21 protein-coding genes are annotated in these 21663 nt (G+C 34.7%); 12 read left to right on the top strand and 9 right to left on the bottom strand.

The features are described from left to right. Positions 1 to 17: 17 nt before the first annotated feature. Together U6A24_RS06975 and trxA are read right to left on the bottom strand one after the other, a co-directional pair. Positions 18 to 947: a DUF58 domain-containing protein gene (locus tag U6A24_RS06975; protein WP_324179226.1), complete on the bottom strand. Its 930-nt coding sequence runs from the start codon at positions 945 to 947 to the stop codon at positions 18 to 20. A 72-nt stretch (positions 948 to 1019) separates the two neighbouring features. Beyond that, the gene (gene trxA, locus U6A24_RS06980; protein WP_103865399.1) at positions 1020 to 1337 is read right to left on the bottom strand and encodes a thioredoxin; all 318 of its coding nucleotides are present in this window, start codon (positions 1335 to 1337) and stop codon (positions 1020 to 1022) included. Positions 1338 to 1603: 266 nt separating this feature from the next. Between trxA and U6A24_RS06985 the strand changes: the two genes are divergently transcribed. Then, positions 1604 to 1966, top strand: coding sequence for a hypothetical protein (locus U6A24_RS06985; protein ID WP_324179227.1), 363 nt, complete (start codon positions 1604 to 1606; stop codon positions 1964 to 1966). A gap of 2 nt (positions 1967 to 1968) precedes the next feature. Here the strand turns inward: U6A24_RS06985 and U6A24_RS06990 are convergent, their stop codons facing one another. The 3 genes from U6A24_RS06990 to U6A24_RS07000 form a co-directional block, all read right to left on the bottom strand. Continuing rightward, positions 1969 to 3201 carry a multiheme c-type cytochrome gene (locus tag U6A24_RS06990; RefSeq protein WP_324179228.1) on the bottom strand — a complete coding sequence of 411 codons (1233 nt, stop codon included), beginning with the start codon at positions 3199 to 3201 and terminating at the stop codon, positions 1969 to 1971. Positions 3202 to 3275: 74 nt separating this feature from the next. Further along, positions 3276 to 7661 carry a DNA polymerase III subunit alpha gene (dnaE, locus tag U6A24_RS06995; RefSeq protein ID WP_324179229.1) on the bottom strand — a complete coding sequence of 1462 codons (4386 nt, stop codon included), beginning with the start codon at positions 7659 to 7661 and terminating at the stop codon, positions 3276 to 3278. 194 nt (positions 7662 to 7855) lie between these two features. Then, positions 7856 to 8692, bottom strand: a complete 837-nt coding sequence (locus tag U6A24_RS07000) for a DUF6252 family protein (protein WP_324179230.1) — start codon at positions 8690 to 8692, stop codon at positions 7856 to 7858. A 346-nt stretch (positions 8693 to 9038) separates the two neighbouring features. On the opposite strand from U6A24_RS07000, the gene U6A24_RS07005 reads away from it, so the two are divergent. The 3 genes from U6A24_RS07005 to U6A24_RS07015 are packed head-to-tail and all read left to right on the top strand — an operon-like array spanning position 9039 to position 10904. Continuing rightward, positions 9039 to 9596 carry a 30S ribosomal protein S16 gene (locus tag U6A24_RS07005; RefSeq protein WP_324179231.1) on the top strand — a complete coding sequence of 186 codons (558 nt, stop codon included), beginning with the start codon at positions 9039 to 9041 and terminating at the stop codon, positions 9594 to 9596. A gap of 14 nt (positions 9597 to 9610) precedes the next feature. After that, the gene (gene rimM / locus U6A24_RS07010) at positions 9611 to 10135 is read left to right on the top strand and encodes a ribosome maturation factor RimM (protein WP_324179232.1); all 525 of its coding nucleotides are present in this window, start codon (positions 9611 to 9613) and stop codon (positions 10133 to 10135) included. 58 nt (positions 10136 to 10193) lie between these two features. Further along, positions 10194 to 10904, top strand: a complete 711-nt coding sequence (locus tag U6A24_RS07015; RefSeq protein WP_324179233.1) for a tRNA1(Val) (adenine(37)-N6)-methyltransferase — start codon at positions 10194 to 10196, stop codon at positions 10902 to 10904. Positions 10905 to 11010: 106 nt separating this feature from the next. On the opposite strand, the gene U6A24_RS07020 is transcribed toward U6A24_RS07015, so the two are convergent. Beyond that, positions 11011 to 11322, bottom strand: coding sequence for a hypothetical protein (locus tag U6A24_RS07020; protein WP_324179234.1), 312 nt, complete (start codon positions 11320 to 11322; stop codon positions 11011 to 11013). Positions 11323 to 11704: 382 nt separating this feature from the next. Here U6A24_RS07020 and U6A24_RS07025 point away from each other — a divergent pair, with 382 nt between their 5' ends. Then, on the top strand, positions 11705 to 12883 hold the full coding sequence (locus U6A24_RS07025; protein ID WP_324179235.1) for an acyl-CoA dehydrogenase family protein: 1179 nt from the start codon (positions 11705 to 11707) through the stop codon (positions 12881 to 12883). Between the two features lie 493 nt (positions 12884 to 13376). Here U6A24_RS07025 and U6A24_RS07030 read toward each other — a convergent pair whose 3' ends face one another. Next, positions 13377 to 13940 carry a hypothetical protein gene (locus U6A24_RS07030; protein ID WP_324179236.1) on the bottom strand — a complete coding sequence of 188 codons (564 nt, stop codon included), beginning with the start codon at positions 13938 to 13940 and terminating at the stop codon, positions 13377 to 13379. Between the two features lie 109 nt (positions 13941 to 14049). Here U6A24_RS07030 and U6A24_RS07035 point away from each other — a divergent pair, with 109 nt between their 5' ends. The 4 genes from U6A24_RS07035 to U6A24_RS07050 all read left to right on the top strand — a co-directional run bounded on the left by U6A24_RS07035 (position 14050) and on the right by U6A24_RS07050 (position 17368). Further along, entirely contained in the window at positions 14050 to 14727 is a 678-nt protein-coding gene (locus tag U6A24_RS07035; RefSeq protein WP_324179237.1) for a glycerophosphodiester phosphodiesterase, read from the top strand. Beyond that, positions 14727 to 15944, top strand: coding sequence for a BaiN/RdsA family NAD(P)/FAD-dependent oxidoreductase (locus tag U6A24_RS07040; protein WP_324179238.1), 1218 nt, complete (start codon positions 14727 to 14729; stop codon positions 15942 to 15944). Before U6A24_RS07035 ends, U6A24_RS07040 begins: the two co-directional genes overlap by 1 nt. Positions 15945 to 15947: 3 nt before the next feature. Next, entirely contained in the window at positions 15948 to 16499 is a 552-nt protein-coding gene (locus U6A24_RS07045; protein ID WP_324179239.1) for a DUF1697 domain-containing protein, read from the top strand. Positions 16500 to 16579: 80 nt separating this feature from the next. Next, positions 16580 to 17368, top strand: a complete 789-nt coding sequence (locus U6A24_RS07050) for a hypothetical protein (RefSeq protein ID WP_324179240.1) — start codon at positions 16580 to 16582, stop codon at positions 17366 to 17368. An 89-nt stretch (positions 17369 to 17457) separates the two neighbouring features. On the opposite strand, the gene U6A24_RS07055 is transcribed toward U6A24_RS07050, so the two are convergent. Then, positions 17458 to 18027, bottom strand: coding sequence for a TetR/AcrR family transcriptional regulator (locus U6A24_RS07055; RefSeq protein ID WP_324179241.1), 570 nt, complete (start codon positions 18025 to 18027; stop codon positions 17458 to 17460). 28 nt (positions 18028 to 18055) lie between these two features. Then, positions 18056 to 18529, bottom strand: a complete 474-nt coding sequence (locus U6A24_RS07060; RefSeq protein ID WP_324179242.1) for a TspO/MBR family protein — start codon at positions 18527 to 18529, stop codon at positions 18056 to 18058. A gap of 100 nt (positions 18530 to 18629) precedes the next feature. On the opposite strand from U6A24_RS07060, the gene U6A24_RS07065 reads away from it, so the two are divergent. From U6A24_RS07065 to U6A24_RS07075, 3 genes are read left to right on the top strand one after another with little or no spacing between them, the layout of a single operon-like run. Beyond that, positions 18630 to 19715 carry a diphosphomevalonate/mevalonate 3,5-bisphosphate decarboxylase family protein gene (locus tag U6A24_RS07065; RefSeq protein WP_324179243.1) on the top strand — a complete coding sequence of 362 codons (1086 nt, stop codon included), beginning with the start codon at positions 18630 to 18632 and terminating at the stop codon, positions 19713 to 19715. 49 nt (positions 19716 to 19764) lie between these two features. Next, positions 19765 to 20700, top strand: a complete 936-nt coding sequence (locus tag U6A24_RS07070) for a mevalonate kinase family protein (protein ID WP_324179244.1) — start codon at positions 19765 to 19767, stop codon at positions 20698 to 20700. An 11-nt stretch (positions 20701 to 20711) separates the two neighbouring features. Continuing rightward, entirely contained in the window at positions 20712 to 21620 is a 909-nt protein-coding gene (locus U6A24_RS07075; RefSeq protein WP_324179245.1) for a geranylgeranylglycerol-phosphate geranylgeranyltransferase, read from the top strand. The last annotated feature ends 43 nt before the right edge of the window (positions 21621 to 21663 follow it).

The raw sequence follows: 21663 nt of genomic DNA on the forward strand, positions 1-21663 counted from the left end.
AATATAATATTCTTTATTTATACAAATTTCTGTCTTTCAACAAGATATGTGGTTAAGATTTTGTCGAAATCTTTGGTTGTATCTGCCTCAACATATTTTATTCCGTACTGAGCACATTTCATTTTCAAATCATAAAAATATTCAGCGACGGCTTTTTGATAATTTTCCTTTATGTTATCAGCATATAAGTTGATATGATCTCCGGTTTCTACATCAACAAATCGAGTAGGGCGATTGCTAAAATCAAATTTCAATTCTTTTTCGCTATCAAATGTATGGAAAAGAATTACCTCATGCTTATTGTACTTTAGGTGTCTTAGCGCTTCGAATAGTTTTTCTGGGCTTGTCGATGCCTGAAACATATCTGTAAATAAAAAAATAAGAGACCTGCGGTGTATTTTTTCTGCAATTAAGTGTAAAAACTTAAAAGTTTCTGTGTTTTTTTGGTTTGATGTACTGCCAATCGTTTGGTTTAGTTGATTTAATAGCATTTGGTGATGTCTTTCACTACCTCTCTCAGGAGCATAGTAATCATATTTATCACTATAAATACTAAGACCAATAGCGTCTCTTTGTTTTTTAAGTATATTCATCAAACAAGCCGTAGCAAGAACCGAAAAACTTATTTTATTGAGAGATCCTAAATGATGCTCTTTTATTTTGGGATAGTGCATAGAAGAAGAACTATCTATAATAATATGGCATCTTAGATTAGTTTCTTCTTCATAACGCTTTGTGAAAAGTTTGTCTGTTTTAGCAAAGAGTTTCCAGTCTATATGTTTTGTGCTTTCTCCGGTATTATAGACTTTATGTTCGGCAAATTCTGCAGAAAACCCATGAAAAGGACTTTTATGCATACCAGAGATAAAACCTTCGACTACCTGCTTTGCCAGCAACTCTAGATTGGTAAATCCTCCGGTTTTATTAATTTCTTTTTGGATATCCATGTCACAGATTTTTGTGAAAATAAAAAAGGTTTGACAATTGTCAAACCTTTTTGCTGTTTTATCTTTAGATTCCTACAAAAGAGAATCTAATGCTTCGGCATATACATTTTTAGGAGATACACCAACTTGGCGACCTACTACTTCTCCATTTTGGAAAACCAAAACAGTTGGAATGTTTCTTACGCCATATTTGGCAGCAAATTCCTGATTTGCATCAACATCTACTTTTCCAACGACAGCTTTCCCATCGTATTCATCACTTATTTGTTCAATGATAGGGCCTACCATTCTACAAGGACCACACCAAGCTGCCCAAAAGTCAACTAATACTGGTTTGTCACTTTTAAGTACTACTTCATCAAAAGTAGCGTCTGTTATTTCTAGTGCCATAGTAATCTATTATTTAAAAAAATTCTTATTTACTTTTAATATTCACAAAATTAGTCAATAATTTTCCCAAAGCTTACAATCGTAATATTTCTTTTGACTATACAGTCATTTGATTTTTTGATACTTGGGTTAATGGTCAAATTATTTTGCTGAAATATAGTTTAATTTATATTGTTATAAAAACAATCTGAATTTTTAATTGAGCAAAAGAGATACTAAGTAATTTTATAATAAATTAAGATTATATTTGTTGAAGTACACCTGAAATGATCAAAGATAATCAACTACCATATTGCGATTTAATTTTCAAAGAAACCCATGCCATCTTAATTATGCATGAGGGTTCGGCAATCACCATGCAAACGTCGTCTGAGATTACAATGCGGCTTGAAGAATATTACAATGGGAATAACTTTGTGTTTATTACGCATAGAAAGTTTCCGCATGATATAGATCTAAACGTGTATAAAGGAAAAATCCTAAAGAATATGATAGGTTTTGCTATTGTGTCAGATAACCCTGAAGAGATGAAGAGAGCTTTACAGGAACAGCCGTTATGGAATGAAGCTTTTACTTTTTTTGATGAATTAAGTGAAGCAGAAAATTGGGCAAGTAGTTTCTTTGATTAGTATTATTCGAGATTTTGTTCATTGTATAACCCTATTAAGTGGGTTCTTACTTTAACCGAGATTTCATCTTTGTTCGAAACTTGTACTTTCATAGTTTTGCTATCAATCAACGGCATATGGCATTGTATGCAGTTGTTGCCCATTTCTTGAATTTGTAACTGATCTTCACCGCATGCAATTGGATTGCTCATTTTGCTATGACATGCAACACATTTTTGATTAAAGCTAGCGTGGTTTCCGCGTTCTTTTTTATGCGGGTTGTGGCAAGTAGTGCAATCTAGATTATTGCTTTTTTGAAAGCATGTACTGGCTTTTAATAAGCCATATTGATTTCCGTGTACGTCCAAGTTGCCTAGGTCATTTTCATCATAATCCGGAGATGAAAGGTTGTCTAATATATCACCTGCATTAAAATCAAAAGCGCCTTTTGAGAATTGTTTTCTTAATCCGGAATGACATAATCCACATGCATCCAGACGTTGTTGTCTACTTAAAGAATTATACTTCATGATGTTTTGTCCAATGGTCTCTTCTGGATGCAATTGGTGGTATTTTACATGTTCAGACACTTCTCCATGACATCTTTGACAATCTATTCCATATACAATATTGGTTTTGTGAAATCGGTTTCCGTTTTTATTGCCAGATACATTTTGTGCATAGGTAGTGTGGCATTCTAGGCAACGTTCTATGACTGGCCTTGCCGGCGCAAGTTTTTTTACAGCGCCTGGACTATTAATCCAGCTATCGGTTGGTGTAAAATAAGAAGCTTGTAGTTGAAATAGTTGGTCCTGATGCCGCATTAGGTATGATTGACCTTTGGTTCCTGATCCTATCACGATATCCATTTTGGCACTATAAAAAGGTCGATCTTGTTTTCCGATTCGAGCTTCCTGGTAATAACCAGAATCCTTTTCGACCATTTTTATAGATTCTTTGTCGTTAAGGATAAGCCTGTTTTTGTCTTCTAGAAAGCTTCCTTTGATTGTATTTTTATTTGCAATTTGAAAAGAATTGAAATGTGCAGTTTTATAATGATTCTCTACAATTTGTTGGTGACATTGCATGCAAATTTTGGAGTCAATAAATTTCATCCCGTTATGGTGCACTGCAATAGGAGTAATGGCTACATATTCATCGGTATTACGTTTGTTTTCTCTTTTTAGAAGAAAATAAACTAAAGTGAATATGATGACAATGCTTATTGAAATTAAATAAAATCCCCTTTTTGGCATAGATGATTATGGATTAATCTATTACAAGATAAAGGATTTTTGTTTAAGATATCTTAAAACTCGAACAAGCTTGGTCAATTTAATTTGTAATACACAGAGTCATTTTCGAGAGCCGCAAGCAACTCTTGAGAAATATTTACCTTTTGTTTTCTACTTGGCATATGCAGTTTTAATTGTTCGGCCATTTCATAAATCACAAAATTCAAAGTATGGTTACCAGAATGTTCAGTTAATAATTCTTTTAAGCCATTAATTCTGTGATCTGATAGCTCATTAATATCTAATTGGATCGTAAGTTTTCGAGCGTATGTTTCCATTACATCATGAAGCAACTGGAAGCTATTAAATTGTATTCTTGGATCTCCTTTTTTACCTGTATCACGATTTACCCAGCCTTCTTTTATAAAGGCTTTGGCGTAAACGAAAGTGCTTTTTACCAAAAATGGTCTGTGTTTAAGATATTCCTCTCCGAATATTCTAAACTCATGAGCCGTATTATAATCTTCTATTGTAAAAGTGGCCCAGCCTTTTCCATTTTTGGAAGTACGGTGTTCGACAGTAGTAATTACTCCACCAAATGATAATTCTCTATTAATATTGCTTTCTAGATCAGCAAAATTTAGTAGGGTAGCGTTACAGAAATATTTCATTTCGTATTTAAAATCATCAAGAGGGTGTCCAGATAGATAGATTCCTACTACTTCTTTTTCACGAGCTAGTTTTTCCATAGTTCCCCATTCTTCGCAAGGAGGGACTATAGGTTCTGGTATTTGCACTTCACTAGATTCTCCGAAAAGACTTACTTGTGAAGAGTTTTCGCTTTCCTGGTATTTAGAGCCGTATTTCATTGCTTTTTCAAGAAAAGTAATACCATCTCCTTCTTCATGAAAGTATTGTCCCCGATGTGTTTCAGTAAATGAATCAAACCCTCCTGCCAGGGCAAGGCTTTCAAATGCTTTTTTATTTGCTGCTCGGAGATCAATTCTTTTGGCGAGATCGAAAATAGATTTGTAGGGTCCGCTTTCTTTTCTGTTTTCGACAATAGTTGCTACCGCTCCGGTTCCTACACCTTTTATGGCACCCATTCCAAAACGCACGGCTCCGTCTTTATTCACAGAGAACTTACGATAAGATTCGTTGACATCTGGTCCTAGTACTTCAAGTTTCATGCGTTTACATTCTTCCATAAAGAAAGTAACCTGCTTAATATCATTCATATTGTTTGAAAGTACAGCAGCCATATATTCTGCAGGGTAGTGAGCTTTTAAGTAAGCGGTTTGGTATGCAATCCAAGCATAACATGTTGAATGTGATTTGTTAAAGGCGTATGCTGCAAATGCTTCCCAATCTTTCCAGATTTTTTCTAATTTATCTTCTGGGTGTCCTTTGGCAGCAGCTTGATCGATAAATTTGGGTTTCATTTTATCTAGAACAGCCTTCTGTTTTTTACCCATAGCTTTACGAAGAACATCGGCTTCACCTTTTGTAAAATCTGCTAGTTTTTGAGAAAGGAGCATCACCTGCTCTTGGTAGACCGTAATTCCGTAGGTCTCTTTCAGGTATTCTTCACAAGCTTCCAGATCGTATATAATTTCCTCGGTACCGTGTTTTCTATTAATAAAACTTGGGATATATTCTAGTGGTCCGGGTCTATACAAGGCATTCATAGCAATAAGATCTGCAAAAACCGTAGGTTTAAGCTCTTTCATATACTTTTGCATCCCGGGGGATTCGTATTGGAACACTCCTACAGTTTCTCCACGTTGGAAAAGAGCATAGGTTTCTTGGTCATCCAATGGAAAATTTTCTGGATCTAACTCTATACCGTGCTTGGCTTTTACAATTTTTACGGTATCCTTGATTAGAGTAAGTGTTTTAAGTCCCAGGAAATCCATTTTTAGAAGTCCTGCGCTCTCTACCACAGAGTTATCAAACTGAGTACAGTACATGTCTGAATCTTTGGCCAGTGCCACGGGAACAAATTTGGTAATGTCGTCGGGCGTAATTATTACTCCACAGGCATGAATCCCAGTGTTGCGAACAGATCCTTCTAATACTCGTGCCTGATTCAATGTTTCGGCTTCTAGATCACTTCCTTCGGCAATATTGAGAAGTTCGTTGATTTTTTCAAGTTCGTCTCCTCTGAATTTTTGTTTTAAGGTTGCTTCATCTACTCCAAATATTTTACCAAGCTTGGACATGTTGGGTATTAGCTTGGCGATACGATCTGCGTCACCAAGAGGTAAATCGAGTACTCTAGCCGTATCTCTGATAGATGATTTTGCAGCCATAGTACCGTAGGTGATAATCTGTGCCACTTGATTAGCGCCATATTTTTCGATCACATAATCCATGACACGGCCACGTCCTTCGTCATCAAAGTCGATATCGATATCGGGCATGCTTACACGATCAGGATTTAAGAAACGCTCAAAAAGTAGATCATATTTAATGGGGTCCAGATTTGTAATCCAAAGACAATAAGCTACCGCCGATCCTGCTGCCGATCCCCGTCCAGGGCCTACCGATACACCCATGTCTCGAGCAGCTCGAATAAAGTCTTCAACAATCAAGAAATATCCAGGGTATCCTGTATTTTCAATTACTTTAAGTTCGAAATCCAGTCGTTCATCAATTTCAGGAGTGATTTCTCCGTATCGAATTTTTGCACCTTCATAGGTAATATGTCTTAAGTATGCATTTTCTCCTCGTTTCCCTCCGTCAATTTTATCCTCATCAGATTGAAACTCTTCAGGAATATCAAAAGCAGGTAAAAGTACATCTCTGGCAAGAACAAAAGGTTCTATTTTATCTACGATTTCCTGAATATTAATAATTGCTTCGGGTAAATCTTTGAAGAGGTTTTTCATCTCTTCTTGTGATTTGAAATAGTATTCTTGATTGGGTAAGCCGTATCGATATCCTCTACCTCGGCCTATTGGTGTAGCTTGCTTTTCTCCATCTTTTACACATAGTAAAATATCGTGAGCATTGGCATCTTCCTTTTCGCAATAATAGGTGTTGTTTGTGGCAACGGTTTTTATGTTATATTTTTTCGCAAATTGAATCAATACTTGATTTACTCTGTTCTCATCTTCTTGATTATGGCGCATGATCTCGATGTACAGGTCATCTCCAAATTCTTGATGCCACCATTGTAAAGCTTCTTCGGCTTGTTTTTCACCAATATTCAAAACTTTACTAGGAACTTCTCCGTATAAATTTCCGGTAAGTACTATAATATCTTCCTTGTATTGTTTAATGACCTCTTTATCAATACGAGGTACATAATAGAAACCATCTACGAAGGCTGTAGACGACATTTTGGCTAGATTGTGATATCCGTTTTTATTTTTGGCAAGTAATACAATTTGATAGCCATTATCCTTTCTTGATTTATCCTTATGATTTTCACATACAAAAAACTCACAGCCAACAATTGGTTTCATCTCTATGCCTTCGGGCTCCTGTCCATTTTCTATTGCTTCCGCGTTTTTTGCTTTTATACTTTTATTATGATTAGAAACTGCTTGTACAAAATGAAATGCTCCCATCATGTTTGCATGATCTGTCATGGCTACCGCATTCATTTTATGCTGCGCTGCTACATTTACCAAATCTGGGATACTTGTGGTAGACTGTAATACTGAAAACTGAGTGTGATTGTGTAAATGGGCAAAGCCTACTTCATCTAAGGCAGCGATATTTTCATCAATCTCCTGCTGGGATAAATTTGAAGTATCTTCTTGGGCAAGAGCTTCTCTAATTTTTTGAGAAGCTTTCTTTAGATTAATGTGCTTTAACCCAATAAGCTGGATTGGTTCTGGATTGGCTTGCTCAAAATTTTCGAAATAATCAGGCTGAACATCAAGTTCTTCTATTGTAAAAACTTGTTTACGAATCAATTCTAGAAAACAACGAGTGGTAGCTTCAACATCGGCCGTTGCATTATGGGCTTCGCTAAAAGCGACACCAAACAAATGCTCGTGTAGTTCTGTAAGGGTGGGTAATTTATATTTACCTCCCCGACCACCCGGAATTTTACAAAGTTCTGCTGTAGTTTCGGTACATGTATCTAAAACAGGAAGTTCTTGTAAATTATTTTCTACTCCCAAACGGTAGAATTCTGCGCCCATGATATTAACATCAAAGCCAACATTTTGACCAACAATAAACTTTGTTTTTGATAAAGCAACTTTAAATTTCTCTAATGTTTCCTCGAGAGTTATCCCATCCTGTTCGGCTAGTTCGGTCGAGATCCCGTGAATCTTTTCTGCATCGTATGGGATATTAAAACCATCTGGTTTTACCAGGTAGTCCTGGTGTTCGATACAGTTTCCCATAGCATCGTGTAACTGCCATGCGATTTGTATACATCTTGGCCAGTTATCGGTATCGCTAATAGGGGCGTCCCATCGTTTTGGTAATCCGGTGGTTTCGGTATCAAAAACTAAATACATAAAAGATATATTTCGAGAAAGTTGAAATTACAATTGACTTCCAAAAATACAGAAAATCATAAGTTCTTTTTCTGAAAAGTTATCCCGAATTATTAACGATTCTGCTAAATCTGTTTTTTTTGTACTTATCAGTAACTAAAAAAACACCCATTTTTAATAATGAGTGTTTTCGGTGATTGAGTTGAGTTGTGATTTTAATAACCAAAATCAAATACTCCTTCAGATACCTGGACACCGCTTCGGGTTTCAAATTCAAAACTTCCGCTTAGGCATTTGGTATCTATATTGTGTTCTGTTATAATAATAGTTCCGCTAAGTGCAGAAGACTTGTCCTTTCTTTTGGTGAATGTGGCACTATAATCTCCAGATCCACTTAGTGCATATGTCCCTGGTGCAGCATCAGATGGGAAAACAATTTCAATTTCATTTTCTGCATTTGTTGCCTTTATCATTATAGAAACATTGTCAACGCCAAACAGTCGTGCAGTATGGTCATCTGTAATCATTTCATAACCATCTACCATTGCAGTAAGCGATGCATTAAGCAAACAAGGATTTATCTCCTCTGCAACAGTGTCTTCAATTACAGCATTTTCAATGGGTAACCTGTAGAACCATCCATTGTTAAAACTAGAACTATTTCCGTTACTATCCTTTAGGTTTTTAAAGTAAAAGTTTCCAGAAATTTCATTGTTATAGATTTCTGTGATAGTAACTTCGCCTTCGGTTTCTTGGTCTTGAACAAAGAATTTAGTCTGATTTTTTTGGAAACTTACTTCGTTTAGGGTTTGTCCCATTTTATAGACACCCATTTTTGTAGCTGCGATTGTAAAACTTATTGATTGGTCTCCTTCGCTTCCAACGATAACTAATGTTCCGTCATCATGAATCATAGCTTTTTTCGAAGAGGATCTAAAGTTTTCTCCATCAACTTGTGCTTGTAACGCAGGGTCGTTGATTTCGATATCAGTTGAGCAAGAAGTAAAAACAAGGCAGAAAACTGCCAGTAATAGTGTAGTTATTCTGATCATAGGCTTGGGGCTTTGCTTTTTTAAGAACAATACAATATATCGTACTAAAAATGTTTACATTACAAACATATAATGAAAAATCGGATAAATCAATTTTTTTATCGAAAAAAAACATATTTTATCGATGAAATACACAAAATTGAATTTTTCTTCAGGTATTTGCATAAGATTATAGGGATTTTACCTTCAAGATTGTGTAAAAAAACCATAGAAGAAGATGTAGGTAAAAGATAAACTATTCTACTTCAGAGAATAAACTTTAAGATTATTGATTTCTTTTCATTAAAAATAATTACCTTTGCGCCCTTAATTATAATCCGGGTCGAGTACCCAAAAATTAATTTATATGCCTGTTAAAATTAGATTACAGAGACACGGTAAAAAAGGAAAACCTTTTTACTGGATCGTAGCAGCAGATGCACGATCAAAAAGAGATGGTAGATTTCTTGAAAAATTAGGTACTTACAATCCTAATGTAAACCCAGCAAGTATTGACCTTGATGTTGATGGAGCTGTAAAATGGTTACAAAATGGTGCGCAACCTACCGATACGGCAAGAGCTATCTTATCTTACAAAGGCGCTTTACTTAAAAATCACCTGGCAGGTGGAGTTAAAAAAGGAGCGTTGACGGAAGAGCAAGCCGAAGAAAAATTCCAAGCTTGGTTATCTGAAAAAGAAGGAGCTGTTGATGCTAAAAAAGATGCATTAGCAAAAGCTGAAGCAGATGCCAAAGCAAAAGCTCTAGCAGCTGAAAAAGAAGTAAATGCTAAGCGTGAAGCAGAAGCTGCAGAAGCAGAAGCTGCTGTAAAAGCCGAGGAAGCTGCCGCTGAAGCACCTGAAGCACCTGAAGCAGAAGCTGCAACAGAAGAAGTAACTGAAGAAGCTAGCAACGAACAAGAATAGTTGTATTATTGACGATGAAGAAAGAAGAATGCTTCTATCTGGGTAAAATCGTAAGTAAATTTAGTTTTAAGGGAGAGGTATTGATTAAATTAGATACCGATGAACCCGAAAGTTATGTAAAAATGGAATCAGTATTTATTGATTATAACAATAATCTGGTTCCATTTTTTATTGAAAAAAGTAAACTTCATAAAAGCGATTTACTTCGAGTAAAATTTGAAGATATAGATTCTGAAGAAGATGCCGATGATCTCATGAAAGCAGAAATATATCTCCCACTTTCCTTATTGCCAAAACTTGAAGGAGATCAATTCTATTATCACGAAGTAATTGGATTTACAATTGTAGATAAAACATTTGGAACTGTTGGAATCATAAAAGCTATTAATGACTCGACTGCTCAGGCCTTGTTTGAAATTGATCGAGAAGGAATTGAGATTTTAATACCTATGAATGACGAGTTTATCGATAAAATAGATCGAGAAGCCAAACAGGTGATTGTAAATACTCCAGAAGGATTGATAGATCTTTATCTATAAAAAAACTTCAAAATTTCAAAAACCAGATTCCAGTTATTGAAAACTTGGAATTTCAAATATGAAACCTTTTAAATTTAAGCAATTTACGATCCATCAAGATCGCTGTGCAATGAAAATTGGGACAGATGGAGTCTTGTTGGGTGCCTGGGTGCCTATCGAATCTTCGATAAATTCTATTTTGGATGTTGGAACAGGCACTGGCGTTATTGCTTTAATGGCTGCGCAAAGATCAAATGCTGAAACTATTGATGCCCTAGAAATTGATGCCGATGCGTACGAGCAAGCAGTAGAAAATTTTGAAGCATCACCATGGGGGGATCGTTTATTTTGCTACCATGCATCTTTTCAGGAGTTCTTTCAAGAAATAGATGATCAATACGATTTATTGATTAGCAACCCTCCTTTTTACACAAGTGATTATAAGACCGAAAACCGGCAGCGCGATTTAGCAAGGTTTCAGGATGCACTTCCATTTGAACATTTATTTATAGGTGCTTCCAGACTATTGTCCGATCAGGGGAAATTGGCAATAATTCTCCCTTTTAAAGAAGAAGAAAATGTAATTGAAATAGGAAAACAAGTACAATTATTTCCACAAAAAATTACACGTGTTAGAGGGAATGCTACCTCGGCTATAAAAAGGAGCATGATCTTATTTGGTTTTAATCATAGCGAATGTGAATTGGATGAGTTGGTTATTGAAAATAATCGTCATCAATACACCGATGCGTATAGTAATCTTACCAAAGATTTTTATCTCAAAATGTAAAAAAAGGAGCATTTATAAAAAACACTCCTTTTCCAAAAATTCAATCACTCTACGAAGCTTACTTCATCATGAAATAAAGCTATATGTTTTGGTTGGTATTTTCTTGTTATTTGGTGATCCAATTCCCGTCTGCGTCACAGAATACCTCCATTTCTTTTTCACCTTGCTTCAAGATTAGCTTAAATTCTGAAGCATCTTCTTTTGCAGCAGCTTTTTCTATTGTAGCTCCGGCAAAATCTTTGGACACAGCATCTAAGACTTTTTGTGGTAAGTTTTCTACGGCTAGGTCAATATACTTATCCTGAGCAGGAGTAGTAACTTCGGTATTATCATTTGAAGCAATTTCTTGTGCGCTGATTTCCTGAGTTCCTAATAATAATCCAAAAGCTAATACTGGTAATACAAATAAATTTTTCATTTTGCGTTTCTTTTTAAGATTTACATTTTGTTACATCTCACTATGTAGAAGAATTATGCCAGAGCCAAAAATGCAAACCAGAATTGAAGTTAAAATACTTATTTTCAGTGTTTTAATGTAAAGTAACATAAGGTTTCTCTGAATGTTAAAAAATTCTTATTTGTGTAGAAAAAAATGTTGAACTGCGGAATTTGTACCCAAAAATTATGTTTTAGGTTTGTTGCTTGATGATCTCATGAAAAGTCAAATTCGTCTTATTTTTATCTTTAATCAATAGAGGTGACACTTTTTGAAACAAAAAGAAATAATACCGTCCTTTTTTTAATCATTTCTTAATGAATCTCACTATTTTTGAAGATATCTTAAATTAATCCGATAGTTTATGAAACCAGATCTTTTTGAAGCTCCAGATTATTATAATATAGACGAACTGCTTACCGATGAGCATAAATTAGTGCGCGATGCTGCCCGAAGTTGGGTGAAACGTGAAGTGTCACCAATTATAGAGGAGTATGCACAAAGAGCAGAGTTTCCTAATCAAATTATTAAAGGATTGGCAGAAATAGGAGCTTTTGGTCCGTATATCCCCGAAGAATACGGTGGGGCAGGACTGGATCAAATAAGTTATGGGTTAATAATGCAAGAGATAGAACGTGGGGATTCTGGTGTAAGATCCACATCTTCTGTGCAATCGTCGTTGGTGATGTATCCTATTTGGAAGTATGGTAATGAAGAACAACGAAAAAAATACCTTCCCAAATTGGCATCCGGAGAGTTTATGGGGTGTTTCGGACTTACAGAACCTGATCATGGATCAAATCCAGGGGGGATGACCACAAATTTTAAAGATAAAGGAGATCACTATCTGTTAAATGGAGCAAAACTTTGGATTTCTAACGCGCCATTTGCCGATATTGCTGTAGTTTGGGCAAAGAATGAAGAAGGCAGAATTCATGGACTAGTCGTTGAGCGAGGCATGGAAGGATTTACAACTCCCGAGACGCATAACAAATGGTCATTAAGGGCATCTGCTACTGGAGAATTGATTTTTGATAATGTAAAAGTTCCTAAAGAAAATCTCTTACCTAATAAGAGTGGACTGGGAGCTCCGTTAGGATGTTTGGACTCTGCAAGGTACGGCATTGCTTGGGGAGCTATTGGCGCAGCTATGGATTGTTATGATACCGCGTTGCGATATGCCAAAGAGCGGATTCAGTTTGATAAACCCATTGGTGCGACTCAATTACAGCAAAAGAAACTTGCCGAAATGATTACCGAAATTACTAAGGCCCAGCTTCTGGCATGGCGATTAGGAGTGTTGCGTAACCAAGGTAAGGCTACAAGTGCACAAATATCTATGGCAAAGCGTAATAATGTGGAAATGGCCATAAAAATTGCAAGAGAAGCGAGACAGATTCTTGGAGGCATGGGGATTACAGGAGAGTATAGTATTATGCGACACATGATGAATTTGGAAAGTGTAATCACCTATGAAGGTACACACGATATTCATTTGTTAATTACTGGTCTGGATATTACAGGTTTCTCTGCTTTTAAGTAATAACAGGGTACTCCGAGTGGAGTCAAAGAGTAGAACCAGCAAAGAATATAATCCCGTTACGCTAAGTACTTCGACTTGATTAAGTACAGATTTCTTGACAAGAAAAAATTCTCCCATACCAAAGCATGGGAGAATCAAGGGAATTACAAAAAATCAGCAAATCGCCGAAAATTAAGGGGTAATTATACCACCTTAGGATCCAATATTGATATCGCCTACCCCTAGTCTCCATCGGATATTGGATCTTTTTTGTGTTCCTATTGGCTAAACTTAAATTGCAAATGAAAAATCCCATTTACAGTGCAAGGATACAGCACGTGAGTTTCATTTTTTGAAACTGAGAATATTTTTTTATGATTTTTTTGATCTAGAAAATGTAATATTGGTTTGTCAAATTAGGATGTTATGTATTTTGGACAAACGGGTTTAATTATTTGTAATAATTAAATGTGAAAAAACCATGATTAAATAATAGCGAAGATTAAAGTGAAACCTATTCAAAACAGGGAATCGTAAACCGTTTAATTTTACCGTTTTTCAGAACAATTTCAAACTTTTCTTTATTGGCGTTTTTCTTTATTTTTTGCCCGATATAGAAATACTTTTGGATCAATTTTTTGTCATTGAAGTAATACCTGAATTCCTTATACGTGGTATCCATCTTTCTTATTTTAAGATTACCTCTAGTTGTATCTATTATAATACCATGATATGTATCATCTATTTTTTTCTGGCACCCGGATCGATTTCTTTTCCATTCCTTTCTTTCATTGATGTCATGGATATATATACCACTGTAAACAATGATCAAAAGCAGCGAAACAACGGTTAAGATTCTAGTTGATTTTTGATAATATAGTTTCTTTTTTGATAAAATCTGATGTAATACAAACCAGGAAATAAGAAGTCCCAAAAAAATAATGGGCATACTATATACAAACGCAAATCCCCTCCCTCCTTCAAAAGTGCTTACATTAAGAGTAAGCAGGTACGCTAAACTTGGGGTTAGTAGTACAGCAGTAATGACCCCTATAGTAAAATAAAAAGGTTTATTCATGATTTTGAATGTGCTCGTATGCAATTCCAATATAAACAAACTATCTTAAATACAATCGAATAGGCTCTGGAAGCATATTTGTGTAATTTTGTATTGAAAATCTTTTTAAATGAAAATATTCGGACATCGTGGGGCAGCTGGTCTTGTGGCAGAGAATACCTTAGAATCAATTGCCGAAGCTTTATTATATCCTATTGATGGTATCGAAATCGATGTGCATCTTTGTAAATCGGGAGAATTAGTAGTAATTCATGATGAAACACTGGATAGAACCACCAATGGTAAAGGAAACGTAAGTGATTATACTATACGTGAATTAAAAAAGTTCAGTAGCGAAGAAGGGTTTAAAATTCCCACTTTAGAGGAAGTCTTGCACCTTATTGATGCTCGATGTAACTTGAATATTGAGCTAAAAGGGAAAAATACTGCGATTCCTATGGTAAAGTTAGTCGAAGAGTACATTCACAAAACCCATTGGGAATATAATCATTTTATAATTTCAAGTTTTGACCATCCTCAATTGTTTGAGATAAAGGAAACTAATTCGAAATTCAAAATTGGTGTGCTGACCGAAGAAAATATTACCGCCGTTTTACCGGTCGCCAAAGAACTGGATGCTTTCTCTATACACCCACCAATTACAACGTTAACTAATGATGAGGTTACTTTGGCTCAGGAAAAAGGGCTCAGGGTATATGTTTGGACAGTCAATACTGAAAATTTGATTAAACAGTCAAAAAAGTGGAATGTTGATGTTGTCATCACAGATTTTCCGAATTTTGTATAATGAGCTATGATCTAATTATTGTTGGTGGTGGTGCTGCTGGATTTTTTACCGCAATTAATGTTGCCGAAAATGATCCCAATCTTAAAATTGCCATTTTAGAACGAGGAAAAGAGGTGCTATCAAAAGTACGTGTATCAGGAGGTGGGCGTTGTAATGTTACCCATGCCGAATTTGTACCGAATGAGTTGAGTAAAAATTACCCTCGAGGAGAAAAAGAACTTAAAGGACCTTTTCATACGTTTATGACGGGGGATACCATGGAATGGTTTGATCGTAAAGGTGTTGAATTAAAAATTGAAGCAGATGGAAGGATATTCCCGGTGTCGGATTCTTCACAGACCATTATCAATTGTTTCCTTACTGAAGCTAAAAAATTAGGAGTCGAAGTACTTACAAATCACTCTGTGAAAGCTTTTAAAGTTGAAGATACATATTGGAACATTAATACGACTCAAGGGGATTTTATTACCAAGAAATTGATGATTGCCACAGGAAGTAATCCCAAAATCTGGAAATTATTACAAGATTTGGGTCATAATGCAATTGATCCCGTACCATCGTTGTTTACATTTAATATTAAAGATCCAAGAATTAAAAATCTTCCGGGAGTAGTGACCAATGCGACCGTAAAAGTTAAAAACTCAAAGTTAACTAGTGAAGGGCCTTTGTTGATAACACATTGGGGGATGAGCGGTCCGGCCATATTAAAACTATCAGCATGGGGAGCAATAGAGCTTAATGAATTTCAGTATAATTTTGAAATTAGTGTAAATTGGCTTCAGTATGCCACACAAGAAGAAACATTAGGTCAACTTAAAGAATTAAAAAATAACCATTCAAAACAACAGGTGTATACTTATGCCCAGTTCGAGTTGCCAAAAAGATTGTGGCAAAGTTTAGTACTGGCATCAGGAATTAAAAAAGAGATACGCTGGGCAGATGTAAATAAATCTCAGCTTCATAAGTTGTCTGAGGAGCTTACAAAAGGGGCCTTTCAGGTAAAAGGAAAAAGCACTTTTAAAGAAGAGTTTGTAACAGCTGGAGGCATAGATCTAAAAGAATTAAACTTTAAAACCTTTGAAAGTAAAAAATACAAAAATTTATATTTTGCCGGAGAAGTACTCAATATTGATGCAATTACCGGAGGGTTTAATTTTCAAAATGCCTGGACCGGAGGTTTTATTGCAGCGCAGGCTATAACCAATAATACCAAGTAAATTATGAACACATATATTGCTCTACTGCGAGGGATTAATGTAAGCGGACAGAAAATGATAAAGATGGTTGATCTTAAAACCATGTTTGAAAATTTGGGTTTTGTTTCGGTAAAGACCTATATCCAAAGTGGTAATGTTGTTTTTAAAAGCGAAAAGGAGGATGTGAAACAAATTGGTTCGCTTATTAAACAAGGGATTCTTGAAATATTTGGATATGAAGTTCCTGTATTGGTACTTACTCATGAAAAATTAGATTCAATTTATAAAGAAAATCCTTTTTTGGATCGTATTGCCAATGGAGAAATCGAGGAAAAAAAGATGTATTTCACATTACTTTCCAATTCGCCGGATACCACAATGAAAAAAGAACTTGAAACCACGACATATGGAAAGGAAGAATTTATAATTACAGAAGAAGTAGTGTACTTTTTTGCAGCTATTGGGTATGGTAAAACAAAGTTGAATAATAACTTCTTTGAAAAAAAATTGAAATGTAGTGCTACTACCCGAAACTTGAAAACGGTAATTAAATTGTTAGAATTAAGTAATTTATAGTGATAATAGTATCGGTAATATTCGCTTTTTAATGTAAAATTTCTTAACTTAATAGAGTATTAACCAATACCTTTTTAACTATGAAAAAAATTACTTTACTTCTTATTCTTGCGTTTACATTTAACAGTATACAACAGGTCACAGCATTCAATGGGAATGAACCTATAAAGCAATTATTGATGGATTATATCAATAAGATGAATGCATTAACGCAAGGGACCCAAAAAGAAGATGTATTGGAGCTGTTTGATGAGAAATACAATGGTAATACTGTATATGTAAATTTATCTGGAGCTTTGGTGCGGAAAAATTATAGTAAGAAGGATATCGCCTCTCAATTGGATGATATCGTAAACGATAATAACTATAAATTCAAACTTATTTTAGACAAAGTTGTTTTTCAAACACAAAAAGAACGTGCCGGAACCATTTCGGCAGTAATTAATTTTGAATCTTATATAGATAAAAAAATAGCAGAAAAAGGAACTATGTTAATGGATGTTGTAGCTATTAGATCTAATGGCGGTTGGAAAATTGTTCAAAATAATATGATTCGAGTTTCGGAAGCCAAAGATATTGGTGAGTGTGTTTGTTACGTTTATGGAAAAGGTAGTACAAAGTTTGTAACCGAAGTATATTTTCCGTCAGGGTTAGAATATAGCCAGGAGTTTGATGCTTTTCAGGTTACCACCAAAGACAATAAACGAATAATTAAATCTGATAATAATGATTTTTACTGGAGTCGAGATACTGGTAAGCTTACTTTTAAGGGAGGAGAAATTGGACGAGCAGAGAATGCGAGAAAAGCAGTAGAAATTGTGTTAAAGGACCTGTACAAAGACTCCTGTGTAAATATTGTTTTTAATTAAATAAAATGTGATTGTTTAAAACAATGAATTATAAAGAAACCCGCTTTGTTATAGCGGGTTTCTTTATAAGATTGCCTTTATATTCTAGCCTAAATTATTGTTTTGTCTTTTAAAAAACCTCTCCACGATATTTCAATAGCTTGATTAATATGTTTTTCCTGGAGTTTTATTTGTTCGTTTTCATGAATTTTTACCAAAGAGACTACGTTCCCAAAAAATAATTCTTCCATCACCAATGTGTTGTAGGCTTTAAACACCTTTTCTTTAACACCTCGTTTAAAGTATTCTTCGATATCATGGTAGTATTCTCTTGCTTTATCTTTTAAGGACTGTGGGATTTCTGGCGAACGTGCAATTTGTTCAGAAAAGATAAAAGCTAAAGGGTTATTTACAAAATAATAAAACAAATTAAGCCACATGACAGTAAACTGTTTTTTAATATCATCTTCCGGAATATTACGCATTACGACAGTACCAAAATCCTGGGTAAGCATTAAATACAATTCTGTGATAATCTCTTCTTTATTCTTAAAATGGTGATATACGGTACCATTGGCTACACCAGATTCTTTAATAATCTGAGAAAGAGAAGTAGCACCAATACCTTGTTTTGTTATTAATTCTAGAGTAGTCTGTAAGACTATTGCTTTTTTACTCATAAAAAAATGAAATTCCTTATTCTTTAACTTAATTTAGTTGCCATATGCCAAAATTCAATGCAGTTGCAAATGCAACCCAAACAACATAAGGGATAAGTAGGTAAGCGGCAATACTATTTACAACCGTGAACCATTTGATTGTAAATAGCAATAGGATAAATAGGGCAATAATATCCAATAATGCAAGCAAAGGATTTTGCAATCCAAAGAAAAAAATGGACCAAGCGGCGTTGAGTAACAATTGAAACCCAAAATGATATAACGCAACTTTTACCCATTTATGATAAAAACCTTTGCTCCAAACAATTCCGGCCGATATGCCCATTAGTATATATAGGACCATCCATACAGGAGCAAAAATCCAATTAGGGGGTGTAAAAGAAGGTTTTTTTAAAGTTACATACCATGTATCAATAGAAGTTTGCGTAGCAATACTACTTAAAAACCCTATGAGTAAACATACAAGAACCGCAATACCGATGCGAATTAACCTTTTTTTCATTAAAATAGATTAGTGCAGTACTAAAATAGCAATTTATTTTTACTACCAATGTGCCTAAATATCTTAGACCACCTATATTTGCCTAAAATTCTGTTATACTATGATAGATTATCCCGAGTTTGTTTTGCCAATTTTTTCTGAGTTACCAGATACCGGAACAATACGTTGCACTTCGCCAAGTAATATTGCTTTAGTAAAATATTGGGGAAAAAGACCTGTTCAACTTCCTGAAAATGCTTCGATTAGCTTTACTTTGGATGCATGCAAAACTACAACAAGTTTGTCATATAAAAAGAAAAATAAAATTTCTGAAGACTTTGATTTTGAACTATTTTTTGAAGGAAATCCTAAACCCGATTTTAAACCAAAGATTCAAAATTTCTTTAAAAGAATTGAAGCATACGTTCCATTTTTGAAAAACTATGCGTTTACAATAGAAACCAGTAACACATTTCCACATAGTAGTGGTATTGCTTCTTCTGCAAGCGGTATGAGTGCGCTTGCATTTTGTATCATGCAGTTAGAAAAAAAGATTAATCCCAATATTGTAGAAGAAGAATTTCTTAAGAAAACTTCATTTTTGGCAAGATTAGGTTCGGGAAGCGCATGTAGAAGTCTTGAAGGCCCAATAACTGTTTGGGGAGAGCATAAAGGTATTGAAGGTAGTAATGATACTTTTGCAATCAAATTTCCGCATAGCATTCATAAAAACTTTATAGATTATCAAGATGCCATTCTTTTAATAGACAAAGGAGAAAAACAAGTCAGTAGCACCGTTGGGCATGATCTTATGCACGGTCACCCTTTTGCAGCAAAGCGTTTTGAACAGGCTTCAGAAAATATTACCAGGTTAAAAGAAATACTAATTTCTGGAGATCTGGATTCATTTATTGAGGTTGTCGAAAGTGAAGCACTTACTTTACATGCCATGATGATGACATCACTACCCTATTTTATTTTAATGAAGCCAAATACATTATCTGTAATTAATAAAGTTTGGGAGTATCGCAAAAAAACCGGTTCCAAATTATGTTTTACCTTGGATGCAGGTGCAAATGTGCATTTGCTTTTTCCAAATTCTGAAAAAGAAAAGGTTTTGGGTTTCATTACCAATGAGTTAGTTGCATATTGCCAGAATGGGCAGTATATTTGCGACAAAATAGGATTGGGTGCAAAATTATTGTAACTTTATCCTTAATCGGAATACAAATAAGATATAACTACAGCAAAGAATAATGAAAGGACCGTTATTTTATTCTAAAATACTTCTATTTGGAGAATATGGTATTATTAAAGATTCTAAAGGGCTTTCTATACCATACAACTTTTTTAAGGGAGCATTAAAGGTATCTGAAACACCAGATCAAGAAGCTATTAAATCCAATGAGAATCTTAAAGAGTTTGCAAAATACCTTGAGGGTATTGAAAATAAGGGTGTTGTAAAATTTGATTTTGATAAGCTACATTCAGACATAAATTCTGGGATGTATTTTGATAGCAGTATACCACAAGGATATGGTGTAGGAAGTAGTGGTGCTCTGGTCGCTGCAGTATATGATAAGTATGCTTATGATAAAATAACCGTGCTCGAAAATCTTACCAGAGATAAATTATTAAAACTTAAAGAAGTTTTTGGATTGATGGAATCCTTTTTCCATGGGAGTAGCTCAGGATTAGATCCCTTAAATAGTTATTTAAGCCTTCCTATTCTTATTCATTCTAAGGATAATATTGAGCCTGCTGGGATTCCCTCGCAAAGTGTTGAAAACAAGAAGGGAGCAGTGTTTTTGTTAGACAGTGGTATTGTTGGTGAAACTGCACCCATGGTGAGCATTTTTATGGAAAATATGAAACAAGAAGGTTTCCGTAATATGCTTAAAAATCAATTCGTGAAATATACTGATGCTTGTGTAGATGATTTCCTGAAAGGAGATGTTAAATCTTTGTTTTCAAATATAAAAGAGCTTTCGCATGTCGTTTTAGACAACTTTAAGCCCATGATCCCAAAACAATTTCATAGTTTATGGAAAAAAGGAATCGAGACTAATGATTATTACCTTAAGTTATGTGGTTCTGGTGGGGGAGGTTACATACTAGGGTTTACCCAAGATTTTGAAAAAGCGCAAGCTTCACTTAAAGATTATAAATTAGAAGTAGTTTATAATTTTTAATAAGCATCGTCATGCTTACTAGAAAAAATAAACTTATTCTACTTAAATTACTGAGTTTATTTTCTGTTGTGAGAGGCTATAATATCTTAATTATAGTTTTGGCTCAGTACCTTACCTCGATATTTATTTTGGCACCCGATATTAGATTAAGAAATGTTATTCTTGATCCAAATTTATTTGTCATTGTTTTAGCTTCGGCTGGGGTAATTGCTGCGGGGTACATTATAAATAATTTTTATGATCGCGAAAAGGATTTGATCAACAGACCTCAAAAAACCATGTTGGACCGTTTGGTGAGCCAACAAACCAAACTCACCGGATACTTTGTTTTAAACTTCCTATCGGTAGTATTTGCAAGCTATGTTTCCTTTAGGGCGGTTCTCTTTTTCTCTCTCTACATTTTTGGAATATGGTTTTATTCTCATAAATTAAAAAAGTATCCTATAGTCGGCAATATGATAGCTTCAATATTGGCGATTACACCTTTTTTTGCAGTATTTATCTATTATAAAAATTTTGATGAGGTCATTTTTGTGCATGCAACCTTTTTGTTTTTAATGCTTATGATTCGCGAGATGGTCAAGGATTTGGGTAATTTAAGAGGGGATATGGCTCAAAATTATAAAACAATACCCGTTGTATATGGTGAGTTAATTTCAAAAAGAATCATAAGTGCCTTAATATTAACTTCTGGACTTCCTATTTATCTTTTACTTACCAGATATGAAATTGGGCTTATGTATCTCTATTTTTATGCGTGCCTGATCCTTCTTTTTCTATTTTTGGTAGCTTTATGGATATCTAAAGGAAAGACCCATTACGTCTGGTTGCATAATATACTTAAGCTTATTATTGTTGCGGGTACATTAAGTATTATACTTATAGATGTCAATATGATTTTGGATAGAGTTCTTTGGTAAAAAAAGAGCAGCACCTAGGCTGCTCTGATTTTTAGAATGGCTA

It is taken from the genome of Aquimarina gracilis (assembly GCF_035285365.1).
Classification (GTDB): Bacteria; Bacteroidota; Bacteroidia; order Flavobacteriales; family Flavobacteriaceae; genus Aquimarina; species Aquimarina gracilis.